This is a genomic window from Pseudomonas sp. HN8-3, from assembly GCF_020790195.1.
Taxonomy (GTDB): domain Bacteria; phylum Pseudomonadota; class Gammaproteobacteria; order Pseudomonadales; family Pseudomonadaceae; genus Aquipseudomonas; species Aquipseudomonas synxantha_A.
This window is the reverse complement of record NZ_CP086206.1, coordinates 3,153,084-3,173,118: the sequence shown is the minus strand read 5'-3', so window position 1 is coordinate 3,173,118 and position 20,035 is coordinate 3,153,084. Positions and strand designations below refer to the sequence as shown.

Below are 20,035 nucleotides of genomic sequence, written 5' to 3'. Positions count from 1 at the left end.
GCCACGATGGCCGCTGGTCGATAGCAAGTCAGGTGCAGCGTTTTTTACCGGATCAGATCCGGCAATCGGTTATCGGCAGGCGGGAAGGGGACTTGAGTGGGAGGGCGCAGGCCCTCCCACGGTACAGCCTGGAATCAGAAGCTGTACTTGGCGGTCAGCATCATGTTGCGTGGGCTGCCATAGGAATCGCCGCCATAGTCCACATCGTTGGAAATGGACTGGTAGTACCGGCGATCGAAGATGTTGTTGGCATTGACTTGCAGGTCCAGGTGTTGGTTGACCCGGTAGCCGGCCATCAGGTCGGTGACGGCGTAACCGCCTTGCTTGAGCCGGTAGGTGCTGCCATCGGCCAGCTTGATGTCGTTGTACATGCGGCTCTGCCAGGAGATGTTGCCGCCGACCCGGAGTTTTTCCAGCGGGCCCTGGAAGTTATAGCGAGTGGTGACTTTGAACAGGTGTTCGGGGGTGTCGGTGTCGAACTGCTTGTTGACCTTCTGCGGGTTGGCGTCGTCCTTGATGGTGTGGGTTCGCGCGTAGGTGTAGCCACCGCCGACTTGCCAGTTCTCGGTCAAGGCACCTTGCAGTTCGAAGTCGATGCCCTGGCTGCGGATTTCCCCCGAGGCCTGGTTGCAAGAGGCCTGTGGGCAGTTCGGCACAACGATCTGCACGGCGCGGTTTTCCTGGTCAACGCGGAACAGCGCCACGCTCGCATTCAACGCGCCCCCCAGGTATTCGCCCTTGAGGCCGATTTCATAGTTCTTGCCGACGATGGGCTTGAGCGGGGTGCCGGCAGTGCTCTTCTCTTTCTGTGGCGTGAAGATGTCGCTGTAGCTTACATACACCGAGTGCTGGTCGTTCAGTTCGTAGATCAAGCCGGCGTAGCGGGTGAGGTTGCGGGTAACCTTGTAGTCGCCGTCGCCATCACGGTTGTCATAGTCATACCAGTCCAGGCGCCCGCCAAGGATCAGCTTCAACGGGTCGGCCAGGCTCAGGCGCGAGGTCAGGTAGAAACCGTCCTGGGTGGTGACTTCACGAGCGTTGTTGGTGCGGGTGAAGTTCGGTTTGCCGGCATTGATCGGCCAGTTCATTTCATACGGGCTGTAGTTATGAGTGGTCATGTCGTAGATGCGCTTGCTGGCGCCCACCACCAGCTCATGAGTGCGCCCGAACGCCTCGAACGGGCCGCTGGCAAAGGCGTCGACGCCGGCCTGGTTTTCATCATAGCGGGCCTGATACACCGTGCGGGCGAGGGTCTTGTTCGTCCAGCGCGATTGGTAGGAGCCTGAGAACAATGCGTCCTGTTCGGAATAATTGGCGTTGACCTGCAGGCTCCAGTCATTGGCCAGGCGCTGGCGCAACTCGGCGAACACGGTATTGATTTCCTGGTCTTTGTTTTCCCAGCCGGTACCGGGGTTGTAAGAGCGCGACAGGTCCAGGTGACGGCCATCCAGGCCGACCATCGAAGCCCCCCAGAAGTAGTTGGTCTTGTCCTTCTGGTTCGAGTAGCCGAGGGTGAGAGTGGTGTCTTCGCTCAGGTCGGCTTCGGTGACGGCGTAGAACAGGCCGTGATCCTGCTCGGCCTTGTCGATAAAGCTGTTGGCGTCGCGGTAGGACGTGACGACGCGACCGCGCCAGGTACCACTGGGGTTGAGTGGGCTGGAGGCGTCGAATTCGCCACGGTAGTCATCCCAGCTGCCGGCGGCGCCGGTGAGGGTGACTTTCTGTTCGTCCAGGGGCCGCTTGCGGATCAGGTTGATGGCTGCCGAGGGGTTGCCCGCGCCGGTCACCAGGCCGGTGGCGCCGCGCACCACCTCGACACGGTCGAACATCGCCAGGTTTGGCTGGGCGCCCACCGACGCGCCGTTGTAACCGCTGGGGATACCGTCATACATCAGGTTGTCGATGTCGAAACCGCGAGCGGTGTAGCTCTGGCGGCCAGGCCCGTTGGAGTAGTTGAGGAACAACCCGGGCGTGGCGTTGACCACGTCGTTGATGCTGGTCATGGCCTGGTCATCCATGCGCTGGCGCGTAATCACGGTGACAGCTTGTGGGGTTTCACGCAGGGTCAGCGGCAGTTTGGTTGCAGTCTTCATCGAGCCGGTGGTGTATGACTCGCTGCCTTCAGTGGTTGCGCCAAGCTGCTGGCCCGACACCTGGGTGGCGCCCAGCTCAATGGTGGCCGGGGCTTCGGCGTCGGCGGCCAGGGCCGCGTGCGAGGTTGTCAGGCAGATAGCCATCGCCATCAGGCTGGGTGAAAAAACGTTGCTGGCGCGTTGTTGCACGAACATGGATAGAGAGCTCCCAAAGGCCATCCGTGGCAAATAAAAAATCTGTTGATAATTATTCGCATCAGTGTGGCAGATCCAAGCTCTGGGAAAAAGTCTTACATGGCCGTGTAGGAGCGAGCTTGCTCGCGAAAAATCTCAACGATAACGCGTGTTGGCTGAATGACCGCGGCGTCTGTGAGTTTTTCGCGAGCAAGCTCGCTCCTACAGCGGTTTCTGGGTCAGAAATCCATTCTTACGCCGAGCGTCCCATGGCGGCCGTTGTAGCTATTGCTGTCCAGGTTGCGGTCATAACCGACTTCACCGTACAGGCTGATGCCCTGGGCAACTTGCAGGGTTGCCCCGAGGCTGGCATCAATCGTGGTGGATTTCTGTTCGGTGTCTATACGCGTCACATCGTTGAATATCACACTGTTGTCCCCAGCGCTGGAATGCCAGACATTCGCACGCACATAAGGCTGCAGCGGCAGGCCATTGACGGTGTAATCGCCGCGCAAGCGCACACCCAGGCGCGTAGTGACGTTGGTATCGGCGTCATAGGAAACGTCGGAAATACCGTCGTTCTGGCTATCGAGCTTGGCTTTGCCGACGATCAACTGCGCCTGGGGCTCCAGAATCCAGCGAGCGCTCAGCGCGAACGGCCAGCCCACTTCGGCGGAGGCGGTAACGTTATGCCCGCGGGTTTTCATCTTGACGCCACGCGCTGACTCGTTGTTGCCATCAAAGCGGGTGCCCATCAACACCAGGTCAAGATAAGCCTGGTTGGCGCCGATCAGTGTCCAGTAGACCCCCAGGCTATCGCCGCGCAAGGTGGTTTTGCCGGCGTCCTTGTTCTCCCAGCCGCCGTTGAAGCCTTTTACATTGCCTTTGAGGCGACTGTGACCGACAAAGAACCCAAGGCGCTGCAACAGGCCGTTGTCCAGCAGGCTGGCGAACACATCGGTGCCGACCTGGAACCCTGTCAGCGAACCGTCCAACGTAGGGTTGACCGCACCGGCGAGACTCTGGCGGCTGCTGCTGCCGTAGACCCGGCCCCAACCTGCCGGCATGACGCCGGTTTGCTGTTGCCGGCTCTGATCGCCCATGCGCTCGTGATACGTGCCGAGCATGCCCTGCACGATTTGCTGCGCGGCAGGAAACAACACAGAGTACAGCGGTACTTCGGGGCGATAGATCGGGACCTCCTTGTCAGTGGGGTTAGACGGCAGGGGCGGGGTTCCAACCACCGGCTCAGGCACTGGCGTGACCGGCCCTTCTGGTTCGGGCAGCGGTGTGCCCGGAATCGTGGAGCGCAGGTAATAACTCTGCTCGGTTCCAGCCGTGCCCGCGCCTTTGAACAGGTAGTAGTCAAACGCCCCGGCCGTTACCGTATTGCCCAAGGTAAAGGCAGTGCCAGGCCCGCTGGCGCCATTGAGCGCCTGCACTACCTGGATGCCGTCTTGTAACGTCGCCGCGCCGGCGCCCCCAAGGTTGGTAATCAACAGGGTGGTGTTGCCCTGCAGTGTGCCGCTGCTGACCACCAGTTTGTCGCTGGCCGAGTCGTCTGCTCCCAACACGGTTTGCAGCGCCAGACGCCCGCCGTTGCCGGTGTAATTGCCGTTGATGGTCAAGGTGTCACGGGCGGTGGTGCTGCCAGTGACCATGTCGAGGGTGCCGCTGTTGGTCACGTTGACCAACTGGCCGGCGGTAAACGGATTGATCCCGCCCGTGTTGACCAGCAGCGAACTGGTGCTATCAATGAGCAGGGCGCCGGTGCCAGTCTCGCTGTCCCCCAGAGTCAACGTCCCGCCCAGGTTCATTTGTGAGCCGTTGTCCAGGCGAATGCTTTCCCAGTTGGCAAACAGGCCGGGATCAGCGGTTTTGGTGTTGTCCAGGGTCAAGGCGTCAATCCCCACGCCACCATCTATCAGTTGCGCCGCCGCCACTTGCTCAGCCACCAGCCCCTGAAGCAGCGCCGTATCGTCGCCGGCCCCCATTAACACGGAGGAATGCAGGTTGCCGCCGGACCAGATAAATTCATCGTTACCGAAGCTGAGCAACACTTGCCCGTTAACCTCACCACCGGAAATGATCACCTGATCGTCACCGCCGCTGACGCTGATATTGCCGCCCACGAACGCGTTGTTTGAAATCAGGATGGTGTCTTTGCCGAAGCCGGTCACCAGGTTGCCGATGATCCGGCCACCAGACATATCGAACCGGTTGTCATCGAGTTTCATGTTGACCCGGCCGATGGTGCCGCCGGTCATCGTCGCATCGTCGCCGTCGTCGAAGCCGCCGGTGATGGTGCCTGCTCTCATGTTGAAGACGTCCAGGCCGTCGCCCTGTTCCAGCGAGGCAATGGTGCCGCCGCGCATGTCAAAACGGTCGATCCCCGAGCCCTGGTTGACAGCGCCTACCTGGCCCCCGGAAATCTCCACCACATCAGCGCCCGCGCCTTGGCTGATGGATCCGGTGATACTGCCCTGGTTGAGCTGGAAAATGTTATTGCCATCACCCTGGTTGAGGTTGCCATCGATGCCCGCGCTCGGGCCGTTGACAACCACGTGATCATTGCCGCTTCCAAAGATCACATTCCCGCTTACTCGACCCGTGGCGGTGAGTTCGAGGGTGTCGTCGCCGCCGGTATCGGTAAAGCCCGGCGCGGTGGCGCTGTCACAACTGGAGGTGTCGTTGCCTGGCGTGTTGTTGACCGTGCACGCTGCATACGAGGCAAACGGCGATGCCGTCAGAATAATCGCTGAGTACAACAAAGAAGTTATCCGTGTGCGCATGATCCGTCCTCGCTTGAGCACAATGATGTCCCGTCGCCCGGTACAGCGGGCGCGGTTCAAAACCATGGCAACAACGAACGCGATACGGATCAGGGACTACGAGTTACCTGCATCTGAAAACACCGGGCAATGCAATGGGTTGGCATGGCTTTCTCGACTGCACCTCAACTGGCGCAGCACTTGTCGCACCTTAGTTGCAGATCGAAAAGGCCGCCACTGTAAAACCTGACAGGTATAGACGAGCCAATGCCTAGGTGAACACGATCTCGTAGGGTTCGCGCATACGCTCAAGCAACACTTGGGCGAGCATGGGCGGTAAGCCGATCTGTGGGTCGCCGACCAATTGGCTGGCATAGGCATGGGCGGCGTGCAGTTTGCGCGCCACGCTCCAGGTGTCCAGGCGCACCTTGCGTGCGCGTTGCCAGGGAATCACCGCACCCTCGCGTGCCGGCCAATGCCAGGCCCAGATCGCCAGTTCATACAGTCGCGCGCCCACCAGGCTACAAGCTTTTGCACTCGCCCGACCGACTGCATCGTGGTCGTCATTACCGTCATTGCGCCAGGTGGTAAACACCACGTCTCCAGGTTGCAAGTAGCGCGCAATGAACTGGCTCATCGGCTGCTCGTGGGCAGCTAGCGCGTCGTCGCAAAAACCACCGCGAATCCATTTGAGGCTGTGCAACGGCATACCGAGGCGGCGCAAGGCCTCGGCGCTTTCCTGGGGGCGCACCACGCTCAAGCGCCTGGCCGGCCACACCTGGGAGCCTGGATGGCTGGCGCTGCCATCGGTAATGGAGATCAATTTCAGCGGATGCTCGCGCGTGCTGAGCAGTTGCAGCAAACCGCCGCACGCCAGGACTTCATCGCCAGGGTGGGGCGCTATCACCACAACCCGGGCACCGGGCGGCACCAGGGTAGCCAGTGCGATGCAGGGGATTTGCGCCAACTGCGGCGCGCTGTTCCAGATTTGCGCGGGGCCGCGACGGCCTTCGCTTGAGGAGGCAGGCTTCATGGGGTGTCACGTCCTTGTCGGTGGGTAATGCTCTTGACTTCAGCGCAGGCTCCGCTGCGGTGAGTGCACGGCATTCCAATCCTGGGATGCTATGCAAGGCACTCTCAGCATAGACAAGGATGTGTCACAGGTTTGTCGTTTTTTTACGAAACCATCATCAGGCTTTTCAGGTAATCGCCGAAACCGCCCTGGGCGCGGCAATCCAGGCGTGCGCTGGTGACCACTTGCGGCGCATGGCTCCAGGCAATGGAAGCACCGCAACGTTCCAGTTCACGCACCAATTGCACATCCTCGTGGCACGCCAGCGGTTCAAAGCCGCCGGCCTGCACATAGGCACTGGCACTCACGCCCAGGTTGGCGCCATGGATGTGCCGATGGCCATCACGCGCCTGGTAAGCCTGGTGATAACGAATCTGCGCCGCGGGGTCAAACCCCTCACTCCAGGCGTCCACGGTCACGGTGCCACACACCGCGTCACAGCCCAGGGCCAGTTGAGCCACCAGCCAGTCGGGGGCCACGCGGCTGTCGGCGTCGGTACAGGAAATCCAGCGCGCACCCTGGTTCAACAAGTGCCGTGCGCCGACGCCTCGGGCTCGCCCTACGTTGCGTGCCTGCACCTGGACGCTTTGCACATCATGCGCCTGGGCGATCGCTGCACTGGCATCGCTGCAACTGTCGAGCACTACCAGGATCTGCACCGTTTCCCCGTGCAACCCCGGATGGTTGGCGGCGATCTGCGCAGCCCTCAGGCAGTCATCCAGCAGCGCTTCTTCGTTGTGCACCGGAATCAAGATGCCGATCATCGCAACCCCTCATGGCGCGCGACCGAGGTGCCATCGCGGCTCCACAAATCGAGCAGAAAATCCTTGTCATGGTGCTGTACCAGCGGTGGCATACCCAGTCGGTGCTGGAGCAGGGCGTGCACCTGTTCGGCGGTTTGCGGGCAACCGTCAATGGGCGGGCGCCAGTGGCAGGCCAGGAGTTGGCCGTTATCGGTCAAGGCCGCCAGGGCGTGATCGATCAGACGATTCAGATCATTTACATCAAGGTAGTAACAAAGCTCGCTCAACACGATCAGTTCGAACTGACCCGCGGGCCATTCCTGGGGCAGCCGGCGCTGTTCTACATGAGCATGAGCAAACGCGGTCAGGCGCGTCTGTGCCAGTTGCACGGCGGCGCTAGCGGTGTCGCAGCACAGCAGGCGCTCACAACGGGTCGCCAGTTCGGCGCTCAGCTCGCCGTTGGCACAACCAGGCTCGAAGATCGAGGCATAGCGCGGTCGGGTCAGCACGGCCAGGGTCAGTGCGCGCTTGCGTTGTTCGTACCAACGCTGACGAAACGCCCAGGGGTCGTCGTTACCAGCAAACAGTTGATCAAAGTACGGGGTGGCCACACTCATACAAACACCACTTCAAAAGGTTGCAGCAAGCGTTCCACTACGTAGGGTGCCAGCACCGGCGGCAGGCCGACCTGCGGGTCGCCCTCCAACTGGCTGGCGAACGCGTGGATCGCGTGGCGTTTGCGTGCCACTTGCTCGGGCGTCAATGCAATCTTGCGCGCCCGATGCCAGGGCACCCGGTGGTCTTCGGCAGTCGCCCAGTGCCAGGTCCACACCGGCAGTTCGCACAGGGTGGCGCCGACAGCCTGGGCCGCTTTGGCGCTGGCACGGCCCACCGCTTCGTGGTCGCAATGGCCATCCTCGCGCCAGGTGGCGAACACGATGTCGGTGGGTTTGAGGTGACGCTGGATGAACTCGCACAGTTGGGCTTCGCGCTCGGCCACCTTGCTGTCGGTAAAGCCGCCGCGCAGCCACTTCAAGCTGTGCAACGGCAGGCCCAGGCGGTGCAGAGCCTGGGCCGACTCCTGCGGGCGCACCACGCCCAGGCGTGCCACCGGCCAGCGTTTGGAGCCGGGATGGCTGGCGCTGCCGTCGGTGACGGAGATCAACAGGATTGGGCGCTCCAATACGGCCAGACCTTGCAGCAGGCCACCGCTGCCGAGCACTTCATCGTCCGGGTGCGGTGCGATGATCACCGCGCGGTGCCCCTGCGGTACCAACTGCGCGGCGCTGATGTGCGGCAACTCGGCCAGCCGTGCCGAGGTTTGCCAATGATTGAGTGGGGTGCCCTGGCCGACAATCGGATTGGGTTTCATAACTGCCACCGTCCCGAGTCGTCGCCGGTGACCAGTTCGCCGAGGGCAGCCAGGTCGCGTTCGGCATGACTTTGCCGCACATACACCGGCAAATCTGCCATCAACCGGGCAAAGTGCGGGTCTTTGCAGTAGGGGCCGGCGCCTACCGCATGGCCGACATGACGCATGACCTGCTCGACGGTGTCTTCAATACATGCGCGTGTCTGTTGGGCCAGTTGCCTGGCATCGGCGCGAGGCTCGCGGTCTATCTGCTCGGCGCTGGCGCGTAGTACGCAAGCGGCGCTGTTCAGTGCGCTGTCAACCGCCCCCAAATGGGCCAGCGCATGAGGCTCCGAGCGTTGCGCACAGTGGGTGCGCAGCGCTTCGCCCAGGCGTTGCGCGCCGCCATACCAGCACGCGGCGATACCGACTCCGCCCTGCCAGAAACCGGGGCGCGACAGGTAATCACCCGGCCCGCCCACCGCGATACCCCTGGCCGCGTTGAACAGAACGTCAACGCTACCGGTGGCAGCCATGCCTACCGCATTCCAACCCTCGTCCGACACCGTGACGCCGGGTTGATCCATCGCCACGGCCACCAGCTGCTGCCGATCATCCTCGTCCCAGGCAGTCAGCAAGCCGTGGCTGACCACCGCCGCGCCGGAACACCAGGCTTTGCGTCCATCGACGATCAGCCACTGACCGTCGCGCCGTACGCGCACCTTGGCTGCGGGTGGTTCGGCCGCCCACATGCCCCACGTACTGCCAAGCGGCGGCGCGGGGCTGTCGAGTTCGGCCATGATCGCCAGCGCGTCGGTATGACCTTCGAACAACTTGCACAGGCGCAAGTCATGGCCGGCCACCTGGGCCAGCCGACTGAAGCGGGCCAGGGTTGCGCCGCTGCCCGGCAGCGGCAGTTGATCGAGGCCTTCTTCCTGAAGTGCCTTCAGTGCCGTACCCAGGGCGTATGTATCCGCGTAGCCCCGGTAGCCCTGAAGGAAACTGTGCAACGCCATCTCACACCTCGTCTTCACGCTGCAGTTCAAACAACAGCAGTGAGCGGCCGGTCACGGCGTACTCATGCTCAAAGTCAAAACGCTCCTGGCCGCGTATCGCCGGCTCATTGGTATCGAGCATGCACGTCCAGAACTCACCCTCCGGCACCGGCGGCAGGCGGAAATTGACCATGTCATGGTGGGCATTGACCACCAGCAACAGCGTAGCATCGGCACCCGCCCGGCGGATCCCGGTTTCCTGGGCGCGGCCATCCATCAACATGCCCAGGCAGCGACCCTGGCTGTCTTCCCATTGCTCGGTGTTCATTTCGTTGCCATCGGGCGCCAGCCAGGTGACGTCTTTTACGCCGATGTCTTCGTTGTAGTCGCCGACCAGGAAGCGTCCACGACGCAGAATCGGGTAGGCCAGGCGCAGCTTGATCAAGCGCTTGACGAACTTGAGCAGGGCCTTGCCGTCATCGTCCAGGTCCCAGTTGACCCAACCGATTTCGCTGTCCTGGCAGTAGGCATTGTTGTTGCCGTGCTGGGTGCGGGCGAACTCGTCACCGGCGACGATCATCGGAGTGCCCTGGGCCAGCAGCAGGGTGGCGAAGAAGTTGCGCATCTGGCGCAGGCGCAGTGCGTTGATCTCAGGGTCGTCGGTCGGGCCTTCGACACCGTGGTTCCACGACAGGTTGTTATTGCTGCCGTCCTGGTTGTTTTCGTCGTTGGCCTCGTTGTGCTTGTCGTTGTAAGAGACCAGGTCGTGCAAGGTAAAACCGTCGTGGGCGGTGATGAAGTTCACCGAGCTGTAAGGCCGGCGCCCACGATGGTTGAACATCTCGCCCGAGGCGGTCATGCGCCCGGCAAAATCCGCCAGTTGGCCGTCGTCGCCTTTCCAGAACGCACGCACGGTGTCGCGGAAGCGGTCGTTCCATTCCACCCAGCCTGGCGGGAAGTTGCCCACCTGGTAGCCGCCGGGGCCGCAGTCCCAGGGTTCGGCAATCATTTTCAACTGGCGCAGCACTGGATCCTGGCGGCAGGCGACCAGGAAGCTGTGGCGTTCGTCGAACCCGTCGCGGTAGCGGCCCAGAATGGTTGCCAAGTCGAAGCGGAAACCGTCCACATGCATCTCGGTGGCCCAGTAACGCAGGGAGTCGGTGACCATTTGCAGCACGCAAGGGTGGCTCAGGTCCAGGGTGTTGCCGGTACCGGAGTCGTTGATGTAGAAGCGCTTGTCGTCGGGCATCAGGCGGTAGTAAGAGGCGTTGTCGATGCCGCGCATGGACAGGGTCGGGCCGCGCTCGTTGCCTTCGGCGGTGTGGTTGTAGACCACGTCCAGAATCACTTCCAGCTTCTGCTCATGCAGGTGCGCGACCATTTCCTTGAACTCGGCGATCTTGCCGCTGGCCAGGTAGCGCGGGTCGGGGGCGAAGAAGGCAATGCTGTTGTAGCCCCAGTAGTTGGTCATGCCTTTTTCCAGCAAGTGCTGGTCGTTGACGAAGGCGTGCACCGGCAGCAGCTCGACCGAAGAGACGCCCAACTGGCGGATATGTTTGAGCACGTCGTCTTCCATCAAGCCGGCGCAGGTGCCGCGCACGGACTCGCCCACCGAAGGGTGGCGCATGCTGATACCGCGCAGATGGGTTTCATAGATGATCGTGCGGTCCCAAGGCACCCGTACGGGTTGATCGTTGCCCCAGGTGTGTGCCGGGTCGATAACCTTGCACTTGGGCACGAAGGGTGCGCTGTCGCGCTCATCGAAGCTGAGGTCGTCATCCGGGTGGCCGATGGTGTAGCCGAACAGCGCCTCCGACCATTTTAGTTCGCCCACGAGTTGCTTGGCGTAGGGGTCGATCAGCAGCTTGTTGTGGTTGAAGCGATGACCATTGGCCGGGTCGTACGCGCCGTACACGCGGTAGCCGTAGATCAGCCCGGGGTGGGCGTCGGGCAGGTAACCGTGGAAGATCTCGTCGGTGTATTCGGGCAGTTCGATGCGCTCCAGCTCGACTTCGCCGGTGTCATCGAACAGGCACAACTCCACTTTGGTGGCGTTGGCCGAAAACAGTGCAAAGTTGACGCCCAGGCCATCCCAGGTGGCGCCGAGCGGGAAGGGCAAACCTTCACGAATCCGCGACGGTTCATGATCCGGCGTCGCTGTGGTGTTCTCGGGTCTGCTCATGGTGTTGCTCCTGCAAGGGGTCTTTTCTCGGGCCGAACGCGGCCGTGCTGACGGTGTTTCAGCAAAGGACATGGACGAAAAAGGGCCTGCAGCCTGGGATAACGGCTGCAGGCCCGAGAAATCATGGGGCGGGTGGTTTTGGCTTCTTCGGGGCGGTCGGTTTTTTCGGCGCGGGCTTGGCGGCTACCGGATTGGGTTTGGCGGCCGCCTTGGGCGCGGTTTTCGGCTTGGCGGCAGGCTTGGGCTTGCTGGGCGTCAGCGCCTCGGCTTCGGCCAGTTTGCGCGCCATCTCCCAGTGGCGATCGTGCGCACCGTCCGGCTTGCCTTCAGACTCCCAGATCTGATGCGCCAGTTCGCGAATACGTTTGTCTTCTTTACTCATCACAAACTCCTCACAGAAAATGTTCAGCTTTCTTGATTATCAGGATTGATAAAGACATTGACCGGGAGATCCCCCAGGGCAGCGCTGATCAACAGCTCCTTGTTGGGTGTGACTGCGCCTGTTTGAAAAAGTCCCTTCCAGTTTTGTGTTGTGGTGGCGAACGGTAATTTCACCCGGGTATCGCCCCACACCTGCGCATTGATGTGGGGAAATACACCGTTTTCCAGCAACGGATAAGGCCAGCGCGGCACCACCACCAACAGCTGTTGGCCCTGGTGCTCACGGTAAAACGCAACCACGCGCTCCGCGTGCCGACCCACCACTTCGAGCGGCGTATAGCTGCCTTTGCGAAACAGCTCGGGACAGGCTCTGCGCGCGTTCAGCACCTGGGCGATCAACGCTTGTTTGATACGCCCATCGCGCCAGTTGAACAACAGCTCACCGATGTCGGGTGGGGTATCCAGGGCACGCTGGCGCGCATCGAAATCCACCGGGCGTCGGTTGTCCGGATCCACCAGGCTGAAGTCCCAGAACTCGTCGCCCTGGTACACATCCGGTACACCCGGCACGGTGAGGTGAAGCAAAGTTTGCGCCAGGCTGTTCAGAGCGCCGGAGGGGGCGATGGCTTGAACGGCGCTGTCGAGCGCATCGCGCAGCGCTTGGCCGGCTTCGCTGAGCAGTAGACGCTTGAGGAAGCGCTCGACACCCTGCTCATAGGCTTCGTTGGGCGCGCTCCAGCTGCTTTGTAACTTGGCTTCGCGCAGGGCTTTCTGTTGCCATTGCCAGAGCCGTTGCTGGTAAGCCTCAAAGTCCGGGTTGTGCTCCAGCGGCCAACTGCCGAGCAGCACCTGATACAGGATCAGCTCATCACCCGCCGAAGGGCTGTCGGTACCCTCGCGCAAGGGCGCGGCGAGGTTGCGCCAGTGTTCGACCTGTTCGGCATACCAGGGCGCGCACTCGCTGAGCACCGCCAGGCGTGCGCGGGTGTCTTCGCCGCGCTTGTGGTCATGGGTGGCGGTGGCCAGCAGATTGTTCGGGAAGGTAGCCAGGCGCTGTTGATTGGCCTGGTGAAAATCTGCCAACGGCGCACTGAATTGTTCGGTACTGAAGCCCACGTCGTTACGCGACAGCAATACGGCCGAGCGATAGAACGCGGTGTCTTCCACGGCCTTTGCTGCGGCGGGTGATGTCAGCTGCTGGAAGCGCACGCAGGCATGTTTGAGGATCTTGCGCTCACGGCCCACCGGGCGATTGCGCCAAGGCTGGCCGCCCAACCATTTTTCCAGGTGCTCAAGCACCGGCCAGTCGCCTTCGTTAAGGGTACTGCGCGCACCGTCCATGGCCTGCTGGAACACCTTGTCGTCGGCGGTGCTGCGGCCCCTGGCACTGATGTAGGTGCGGTACACCGGGAAATGCACAATCAGCTCCTGCAAGGCCCGACGGATCGCACCCAGGGTCAGGTCGCGGGTCATCACATCATCGCGGGCCACTTGCAGCAGGGCCTGGGCCACGCTTTCGAAGTCGCCGCCCAACGAGCCATTGAGGATTTGCTGGCGCGCCAAGCGGGCTTCGTCGATAAACTCCGAGGGCCGTTCGCTGTGGCGCGTCCACAGGTCGGCCAGCGGAGCAAAACCGTCAGGATGGTGTTGCAGCAACGACAGTTGATTCATGAATTCGTAGCCAGTGGTGCCGTCCACTTGCCAGTCTTCGCGCAGGGTTTCGCCTTCGCCGAGGATCTTCTCCACGAAGATCGGCAAATGGCGCTGTGGCGACAGCGCGTCCACGCGGCGGCGCAGTTTGCGGCAATAACCACGTGGGTCGGCCAGGCCGTCGATATGGTCGATGCGCAGGCCATCGATCAAGCCCGCGCCGATCAGCTCGAAAATCTTGCCGTGGGTGGCTTCGAACACTGCCGTGCGCTCCACGCGCAGGCCGCCCAGTTCATTGACGTCGAAGAAGCGCCGCCAGTTGATGTCGTCTGCGGCGGTGCGCCAACTGGCCAGGCGGTAGGTCTGTTGCTCAAGCAGATGATGCAAGCGCTCGAAACCCTCAGGCTGGCGACCATCGAAAGCGGCCAGCCGTTGCTTGATGGCCGGTAAGACTTCGGTGGCGCGTTCGGTCAGCGCCTGCTTGAGCCTAGCGGCTTCGGTGTAGGCATCGTCGTGATAGGCGAGGGCGGCGAAACGCTCGGCCAGCGGTTTGAGCACCTCATCGCCGCCCAGGATCAAGGCGTAGTCCCGTGGGCAGATCGGGAAGCGATGCTCGTAATGCTCGGCGTAGAAGCTGCCGTGAGCGGCGTCGAACTTGAGCGTCAACGCTCCGCTCTGCAAGGCTTCGCCGTAATCGCTGCCCAGGAACGGCATCAGCAATTGGCCTTTGAGCAACGGGTCGGGCGAGTGCCACTGGATGTCGAAAAACTCGCTGTAGGGGCTCAAGCGCCCCCATTCCAGCAGGTCCAGCCACCAGGGGTTATCCGCGCCACCCACGGCCATGTGATTGGAAACGATATCCAGGATCAGGCCCATGTTGTGTTCACGCAGGGTGGCGACCAGGCGACGCAATGCTGCCTCGCCACCCAACTCCGGGTTGACGCGAGTGGGGTCGACCACATCGTAGCCATGCATGGAGCCGGCGCGGGCGCTCAGGAGCGGCGAGGCATACAGGTGGCTGATGCCCAGTCGGGCAAAATACGGCACCAGCGGCACCGCATCATCGAGGGTAAAGCCTTTATGAAATTGCAGGCGCTGGGTGGCGCGCAGGGGCAGTACGTTCATCGGTCACGCTCATAGGCTTGGTTGCGCGCCACGGCCAACAGTTCGAGGCGGCGCGCAGCACTGTCGTGGTCGAGCAGGCTGGCGGCCTCGCCTGGCAAGCGTCGGCGCCAGTTGGGGTGGGTATCGAGGGTGCCGGGCAGGTTGGCTTGCTCTTCGATGCCCAGCGCGTCCTCCAGCGGCAGCAATACCAGTGGCGCACGGGTGTGGCCGAGGTAGCGCACGCTGGCGTCGATCACGTGATCGGTGTCGTTGCGGATCTCATCGACAAAGTTCTGCGGGTCCTGGCTCAAGGCCTGACGCAGTGCATGACGTTCGCGCAGACGGTGTTCGCTCCATTGCTCCACGGTGGGAGGGTCGATCAGGTCGAGCTGGATATTCCACTCGATATCACGGCTGTGCCACCAGCCATTGAGCGTGGGCAGGTCGTGGGTGCTGGTGGTGGCCAAGGCGTTGTCGGGCCAGTCAAGAATCGGCGTGAACCGGCCTTCGTGGTCCTGTTCGAACAGCAATACGCGCATACCCAGAATCGAGCGGGCGCTGAGCTTTTCACGCAGGCCCTCGGGCACCGTACCCAGGTCTTCACCGAGGACGATGGCCTGGTGGCGGTGCGATTCCAGCGCCAGCAAACGCAGCAGGTCGTCCACCGGGTAATACAAGTAGGCGCCTTCGCGGGGCGAGGCACCCAGGGGGATGACCCACAGGCGTTGCAGGCCCATCACATGATCGATGCGCAAGCCACCGGCATGGGCGAAGTTGGCCCGCAGCATTTCGATAAACGCACGAAAGCCATTGCGCTTGAGACCTTCCGGGGAGAAGGCGGAGATGCCCCAACCCTGGCCTGCACGGTTGAGAATATCCGGCGGTGCGCCTACCGTGAGGTCGGCCAGCAGTTCATCCTGGCGACTCCATGCCTGGCTGCCGCCACCGTCGGCACCCACCGCCAGGTCGGCAATCAGGCCGATGCCCATGCCGCTGCCACGGGCGGCCTGTTGCGCGCGCGCCAGGCTGCGGGCGATCAACCATTGGGTGAAGGCAAAGTAGCCGATCTCATCGCGGTTTTCTTCAGCAAACTGCGCCAGCGCCGGGCTCTGCGGCGTGCGCCAGTCTTCGGGCCAGTGGCGCCAGTCGAGCTCTTCGCCGGCGGCGGCACGTTGCGCTTGCACGGCTTCGAAGCGGCAGTGGTTTTCCAGGGCCTCGCCGCCGGCCTGGCGGAAGCTCTGGAAGTCGGCATGTTGCGGATGTGCGCCGTGGCGGAAGTCCTCATACAGCGCACGCAGCAGGCGTTGCTTGGCCTTGGCGGCGGTGGGCCAGTCGATCAGCGTGAGTTGCTCCAAATCCCGCAGTTCGTCGGTCAGGCCGACGGCCTCGGTAGCGTCGTGCACTTCACGCTCGCCAAGGATGCAGGCGGGCGAGGCGTACAGGCTGTTGAGAAACAGGCGGCTGGACGGTGAATAAGGGCTGAAACGTTCGGTGTCGGCGCTGAACATTGCGTGCATGGGGCTGATCGCCACCGCGTCGGCACCGCGCTCGGCCGCCGAGCGCACCAGATGCTCCAGGGCCAGGGTGTCCCCGAAGCCACCATCGCCGCGGCGACGCAAGGCATACAGCTGGGCGCTCAAGCCCCAGGCGCGAGCGGGGCGGCTGTCCACCGCGTCGGCCACGCTGTAGCAGTGGCTGGGCGCAACGGCCAGGGTGAAGGTTTGCCCATCGATATGCACCTGGTGGTAGCCGAGGGCAATCACCCCGGGCAGCACCGCATTGCCGTCCAGGCGCAGCTCCAGGGTTTCACCACCTTCCAGGCTGACGCGACACGGGGTGTCCGGGGCGAAGTAGCGCGCCAGGTCCAGGCTTGCGCCGCTGTCGATGGTGATCAAGGGCGGCAGGTGCGTGTCTTGTTGCACCTGCTCCAGTTCCTGCAGGCTGGCGTCGATCTCGGCGTCGGTATCGGCCGGGTGCCCCAGCCCTTTGAGAACGGCGCGCAAGGCTTCGGGCTGCACGTGTTGCGGGCGACCGTTGGCATCGATCCAATCGACGGCCAGGCCCGCGCGACTGGCGAGTAGTTCCAGGTTCGCTTCGCTCAAAAGTGTTCTCCGGCAGGTGATAAGCAAACGCGTGCGCTCAACGGTGGTAACTGCGTACCTTGCTGGGCAGGCGTCTGGAAAATGATGGGGTGTGGCGCGGGGTGATCCAGAGGCTGTTCACTCAGGTTCAGGTCGATTTGCAACAGGCTGCCGTTGCCCAGGCGCCAACGCGCCGTGACAGCTCCTTCGGCCATCACCTGCGCGCCCAAGGCCACAGTGCCCGGCAAGTGCGGCACTAGGTGTTGGTGACGCAGGCTCAACAGCTGACGATAGAGCTGGGTGTGCTCGTTCTCGACGAAAGAGGGTGCCGATTGCACAAAGGTTTCCAGTGCATTGGGATCGGGAATACGTTCGCGTTGTTCGGGGTCGTGAAACGCCGCGAAATCGGCGAACTCGTTGCGCCGGCCTTCGCGCACCGCCTCGGCCAGTTCGCCGTGATGGTCGGTGAAAAACAGAAAGGGTTCGGCCGCATTCACCTCATCGCCCATGAACATCAGCGGGATCATCGGGCTGAGCAGCAATAGAGCCGTCGCCGCGTTCAGCGCCTGGGGCGAACACAGTTGGTGCAGGCGTTCGCCCAGGGCGCGGTTGCCGATCTGGTCGTGGTTCTGCAAAAACGCCACGAAAGCGCTGGGCGGCAGATCTGCACTGGGTTCGCCGCGTGCATGGCCGTGGCGGGTAGTTTCGCCCTGATATATAAAGCCCTCGCCCAGGCAACGCGCCAGTTTGGCGGTGGGCTGTTCGGCGAAATCGCTGTAATAGGCATCGGTTTCACCGGTCAGCAGCACGTGCAGCACGTTATGAAAGTCATCATTCCACTGGGCGTTGAAATCTTCCTTCAGCAGGCTGGCCTGGTTCAGCTCGTTCTCCAGCACTAGCCAGACGTGCCGGTCGTCGTGCACCTGCTGACGCACGCGGTGTGCCAGTTCCTGCAAGAACCCGGGATTATCGATGGCGTGTACCGCATCCAGGCGCAGGCCGTCGAAGCGGTATTCCAGCAGCCACATCAGCGCGTTATCAAGGAAAAAATCCCGCACTTCACGGCGCTCGAAATCGATACCGGCGCCCCACGGGGTATGCACGTCCTCCTGGAAGAACCCCGTGGCGTACTGGCCCAGGTAATTGCCATCGGGCCCGAAGTGGTTGTAGACCACATCGAGCATCACCGCCAAACCATGGGCATGGGCAGTGTCGATCAAGTGCTTGAGCTGTTCGGGCGTACCGTAGGCGGCGTGCGGTGCGTAGGGCAGCACGCCGTCATAGCCCCAGTTGCGTTCACCGGGGAACTGCGCCAGTGGCATCAACTCGATCGCAGTGATTCCCAGCTCAGCCAGACGTGGCAGGTGCTTCTCGACTTCGGCGTAGCCACCCATGGCGCCCACATGCAGTTCGTAGATCACCGCGGTGTGCCAAGGGCGGCCTTGCCACTGGGTATGGCGCCATGGGTAAGCGTTGGGGTCGACCACTTGACTCCAACCGTGCACGTCCTGGGCCTGGGCCCTGGAAGCGGGGTCGGGAACCGCGTTTTCCCCATCGATGTTAAAGCGGTAGAGCGTGCCGGCAGGGCAGGCTGCTTCGACTTCGAACCAGCCATCCGCCTGGGGCAGCAGGGTGATGGATTTACCGTGTTGCAATTCAACGCTGACATAAAAAGCGTCTGGCGCCCACAAGGCAAAACGCGTGTGTTGCGCGTCCAGCATGATTGCGCCGTGGGGCCAGGTGTCCAGAGTCCGTAACGGCATCTATGAAGACCTCCCGGGTTGGTTCAAGTGGCTATTTGGTTGGTTTCCCCAAGGCCTTGGCCACCAGTTGTTCGTAGAGCTCGGCGTAGGGTTCAACCGCCTGGCACCAGTTGAACGGTTGTGTCATGGCGCGGCTGCGCATGGCGTTGAGCAGGCCGGGGAAGGCGAATACCTTGAAGGCACGGCGCAGGGCTTCTTCGTAGCTTTGCACCGTCGATTCATTGAACAGGAAGCCGGTGACGCCATCTTCAATGGTGTCCGCCAGGCCACCGGTATTACGCGCCACCGGCAACGAACCAAAGCGTTGCGCGTACATCTGGCTCAGGCCGCAAGGTTCATAGCGCGAAGGCATCAACAGGAAGTCGCTGCCGGCAAACATGCGACGGGCATCGGTCTCGTTGAAGCCGATGCGCACACCCACCTGGCCCGGGAAGCGCAGCGCCAATTCGCGCATGGCCTGTTCCTCTTCGGGTTCGCCACGGCCGATGATCGCGATCTGGCCACCGTTTTCGACGATAAAGCCGGCGACCGCTTCAGTCAGGTCCAGACCCTTCTGATAAACCAGGCGTGACACCACGGCGAATAGCGGGCCGTTGGACGCGTGCAGTCCAAACAGCTCGCGCACATGGGTGGCGTTTATCGCCTTGCCTTCCCAGTCGCCGATATTGAAATTGTGGGTCAAGTGCGTATCGGTGGACGTTTCCCAGCTTTCGTCGATGCCGTTGGGAATACCGCTGAGCAAACCTTGTTGAGTCTTGCTGGCAAGAAAGCCATCCAGGCCACAGCCGAATTCCGGCGTCGTGATTTCCTGGGCGTAGGTGGCGCTCACGGTGGTGATGTGGCTGGAATACGCCATGCCCGCCTTGAGGAACGACATCTTGCCGTAGAACTCCATGCCTTCCTGCTGCAGGGCGTGGGGTGGGATGCCTAGTTCGGGCGTCGACGCCAGGCTCACCACACCCTGATAGGCCAGGTTATGAATGGTGAACAGTGTTGGCGTGCGTGACCCACGCCAGTGCATGTACGCCGGCGCAAGGCCCGCGGGCCAGTCATGGGCGTGCACCAGGTCGGGGCACCAATGGATCTGTGCCAGGTTGGCGGCCATGTCGGCGGCGGCCAGGCCCAGGCGGGCGAAGCGAATATGGTTATCCGGCCAGTCGCGGCCGTTATTGGCGCCGTACGGCGTGCCTTCACGCTCATACAGTTCGGGGCAGATCAGCACATAGATGACCAGGCCGTCCGCCAGGTCCATACGCCCGATCTTGCAAGGCGGCAGCGCCGCGTGGCCGCCCAGCTCACCGACGATATGAATCGGATTGTCGCTTTCCATCACTTGCGGGTACCCGGGGATCAGCACCCGCACATCGTGCAAATGCGCCATGGCGCGGGGCAGGGCGGCGGACACATCGCCCAGGCCACCGGTTTTCACCAGGTCGGCGAACTCGGAAGTGACGAACAAGACTTTCTTTCGATTCGGATTCTGACTCACGATCGGCCGCACAGTGTTGGGCAGGTCGACCAAAGACGTTGGCCCCCCTACCGGCTGACTAAAACGCTCTCCCTGAGTATCTACTGCGGCACTGATCATAATGCACTCCCATTTGTTGGTTCGCTAATGGCCCGCTGCCATCAGCTCCAAGTGGCCGCATCCTGCGGCCAGGCACACCAGCGCTAT

Annotated in this window: 13 protein-coding genes; all 13 read right to left on the bottom strand. The window is 62.3% G+C overall.

Annotation, left to right across the window (positions count from 1 at the left end; genetic code table 11):
- Positions 1-134: 134 nt before the first annotated feature.
- The 13 genes from LJX92_RS13920 to glgA all read right to left on the bottom strand — a co-directional run bounded on the left by LJX92_RS13920 (position 135) and on the right by glgA (position 19,948).
- Positions 135-2,288, bottom strand: coding sequence for a TonB-dependent siderophore receptor (locus LJX92_RS13920; RefSeq protein ID WP_228308419.1), 2,154 nt, complete (start codon positions 2,286-2,288; stop codon positions 135-137).
- Between the two features lie 218 nt (positions 2,289-2,506).
- Complete coding sequence (locus LJX92_RS13915; protein WP_228308418.1) at positions 2,507-5,059, bottom strand: autotransporter outer membrane beta-barrel domain-containing protein; 2,553 nt, start codon at positions 5,057-5,059, stop codon at positions 2,507-2,509.
- A gap of 250 nt (positions 5,060-5,309) precedes the next feature.
- Positions 5,310-6,071, bottom strand: coding sequence for a PIG-L deacetylase family protein (locus LJX92_RS13910; protein ID WP_032880929.1), 762 nt, complete (start codon positions 6,069-6,071; stop codon positions 5,310-5,312).
- Positions 6,072-6,214: 143 nt separating this feature from the next.
- Positions 6,215-6,874, bottom strand: coding sequence for a glycosyltransferase (locus LJX92_RS13905; RefSeq protein WP_032880931.1), 660 nt, complete (start codon positions 6,872-6,874; stop codon positions 6,215-6,217).
- Positions 6,871-7,470 (bottom strand): SAM-dependent methyltransferase, encoded by a 600-nt coding sequence (locus LJX92_RS13900; RefSeq protein WP_228308417.1) that lies wholly within the window; start codon positions 7,468-7,470, stop codon positions 6,871-6,873. Before LJX92_RS13900 ends, LJX92_RS13905 begins: the two co-directional genes overlap by 4 nt.
- Complete coding sequence (locus tag LJX92_RS13895; RefSeq protein WP_032880935.1) at positions 7,467-8,225, bottom strand: PIG-L deacetylase family protein; 759 nt, start codon at positions 8,223-8,225, stop codon at positions 7,467-7,469. Before LJX92_RS13895 ends, LJX92_RS13900 begins: the two co-directional genes overlap by 4 nt.
- The gene (locus LJX92_RS13890) at positions 8,222-9,220 is read right to left on the bottom strand and encodes an acyl-CoA dehydrogenase family protein (protein ID WP_228308416.1); all 999 of its coding nucleotides are present in this window, start codon (positions 9,218-9,220) and stop codon (positions 8,222-8,224) included. The genes LJX92_RS13895 and LJX92_RS13890 overlap by 4 nt, the downstream gene beginning before the upstream one ends.
- Position 9,221: 1 nt before the next feature.
- Positions 9,222-11,381 (bottom strand): glycogen debranching protein GlgX, encoded by a 2,160-nt coding sequence (gene glgX, locus LJX92_RS13885; protein WP_148853963.1) that lies wholly within the window; start codon positions 11,379-11,381, stop codon positions 9,222-9,224.
- A gap of 121 nt (positions 11,382-11,502) precedes the next feature.
- Positions 11,503-11,763 (bottom strand): DUF2934 domain-containing protein, encoded by a 261-nt coding sequence (locus LJX92_RS13880; protein WP_228308415.1) that lies wholly within the window; start codon positions 11,761-11,763, stop codon positions 11,503-11,505.
- Between the two features lie 23 nt (positions 11,764-11,786).
- Complete coding sequence (locus LJX92_RS13875; RefSeq protein WP_228308414.1) at positions 11,787-14,537, bottom strand: malto-oligosyltrehalose synthase; 2,751 nt, start codon at positions 14,535-14,537, stop codon at positions 11,787-11,789.
- Positions 14,534-16,618 carry a 4-alpha-glucanotransferase gene (gene malQ / locus LJX92_RS13870; RefSeq protein ID WP_228308413.1) on the bottom strand — a complete coding sequence of 695 codons (2,085 nt, stop codon included), beginning with the start codon at positions 16,616-16,618 and terminating at the stop codon, positions 14,534-14,536. The genes LJX92_RS13875 and malQ overlap by 4 nt, the downstream gene beginning before the upstream one ends.
- Positions 16,615-18,360 (bottom strand): malto-oligosyltrehalose trehalohydrolase, encoded by a 1,746-nt coding sequence (gene treZ / locus LJX92_RS13865; protein ID WP_032880941.1) that lies wholly within the window; start codon positions 18,358-18,360, stop codon positions 16,615-16,617. The genes malQ and treZ overlap by 4 nt, the downstream gene beginning before the upstream one ends.
- Positions 18,361-18,391: 31 nt before the next feature.
- On the bottom strand, positions 18,392-19,948 hold the full coding sequence (gene glgA, locus LJX92_RS13860; RefSeq protein ID WP_081883347.1) for a glycogen synthase GlgA: 1,557 nt from the start codon (positions 19,946-19,948) through the stop codon (positions 18,392-18,394).
- Positions 19,949-20,035: the final 87 nt, after the last annotated feature.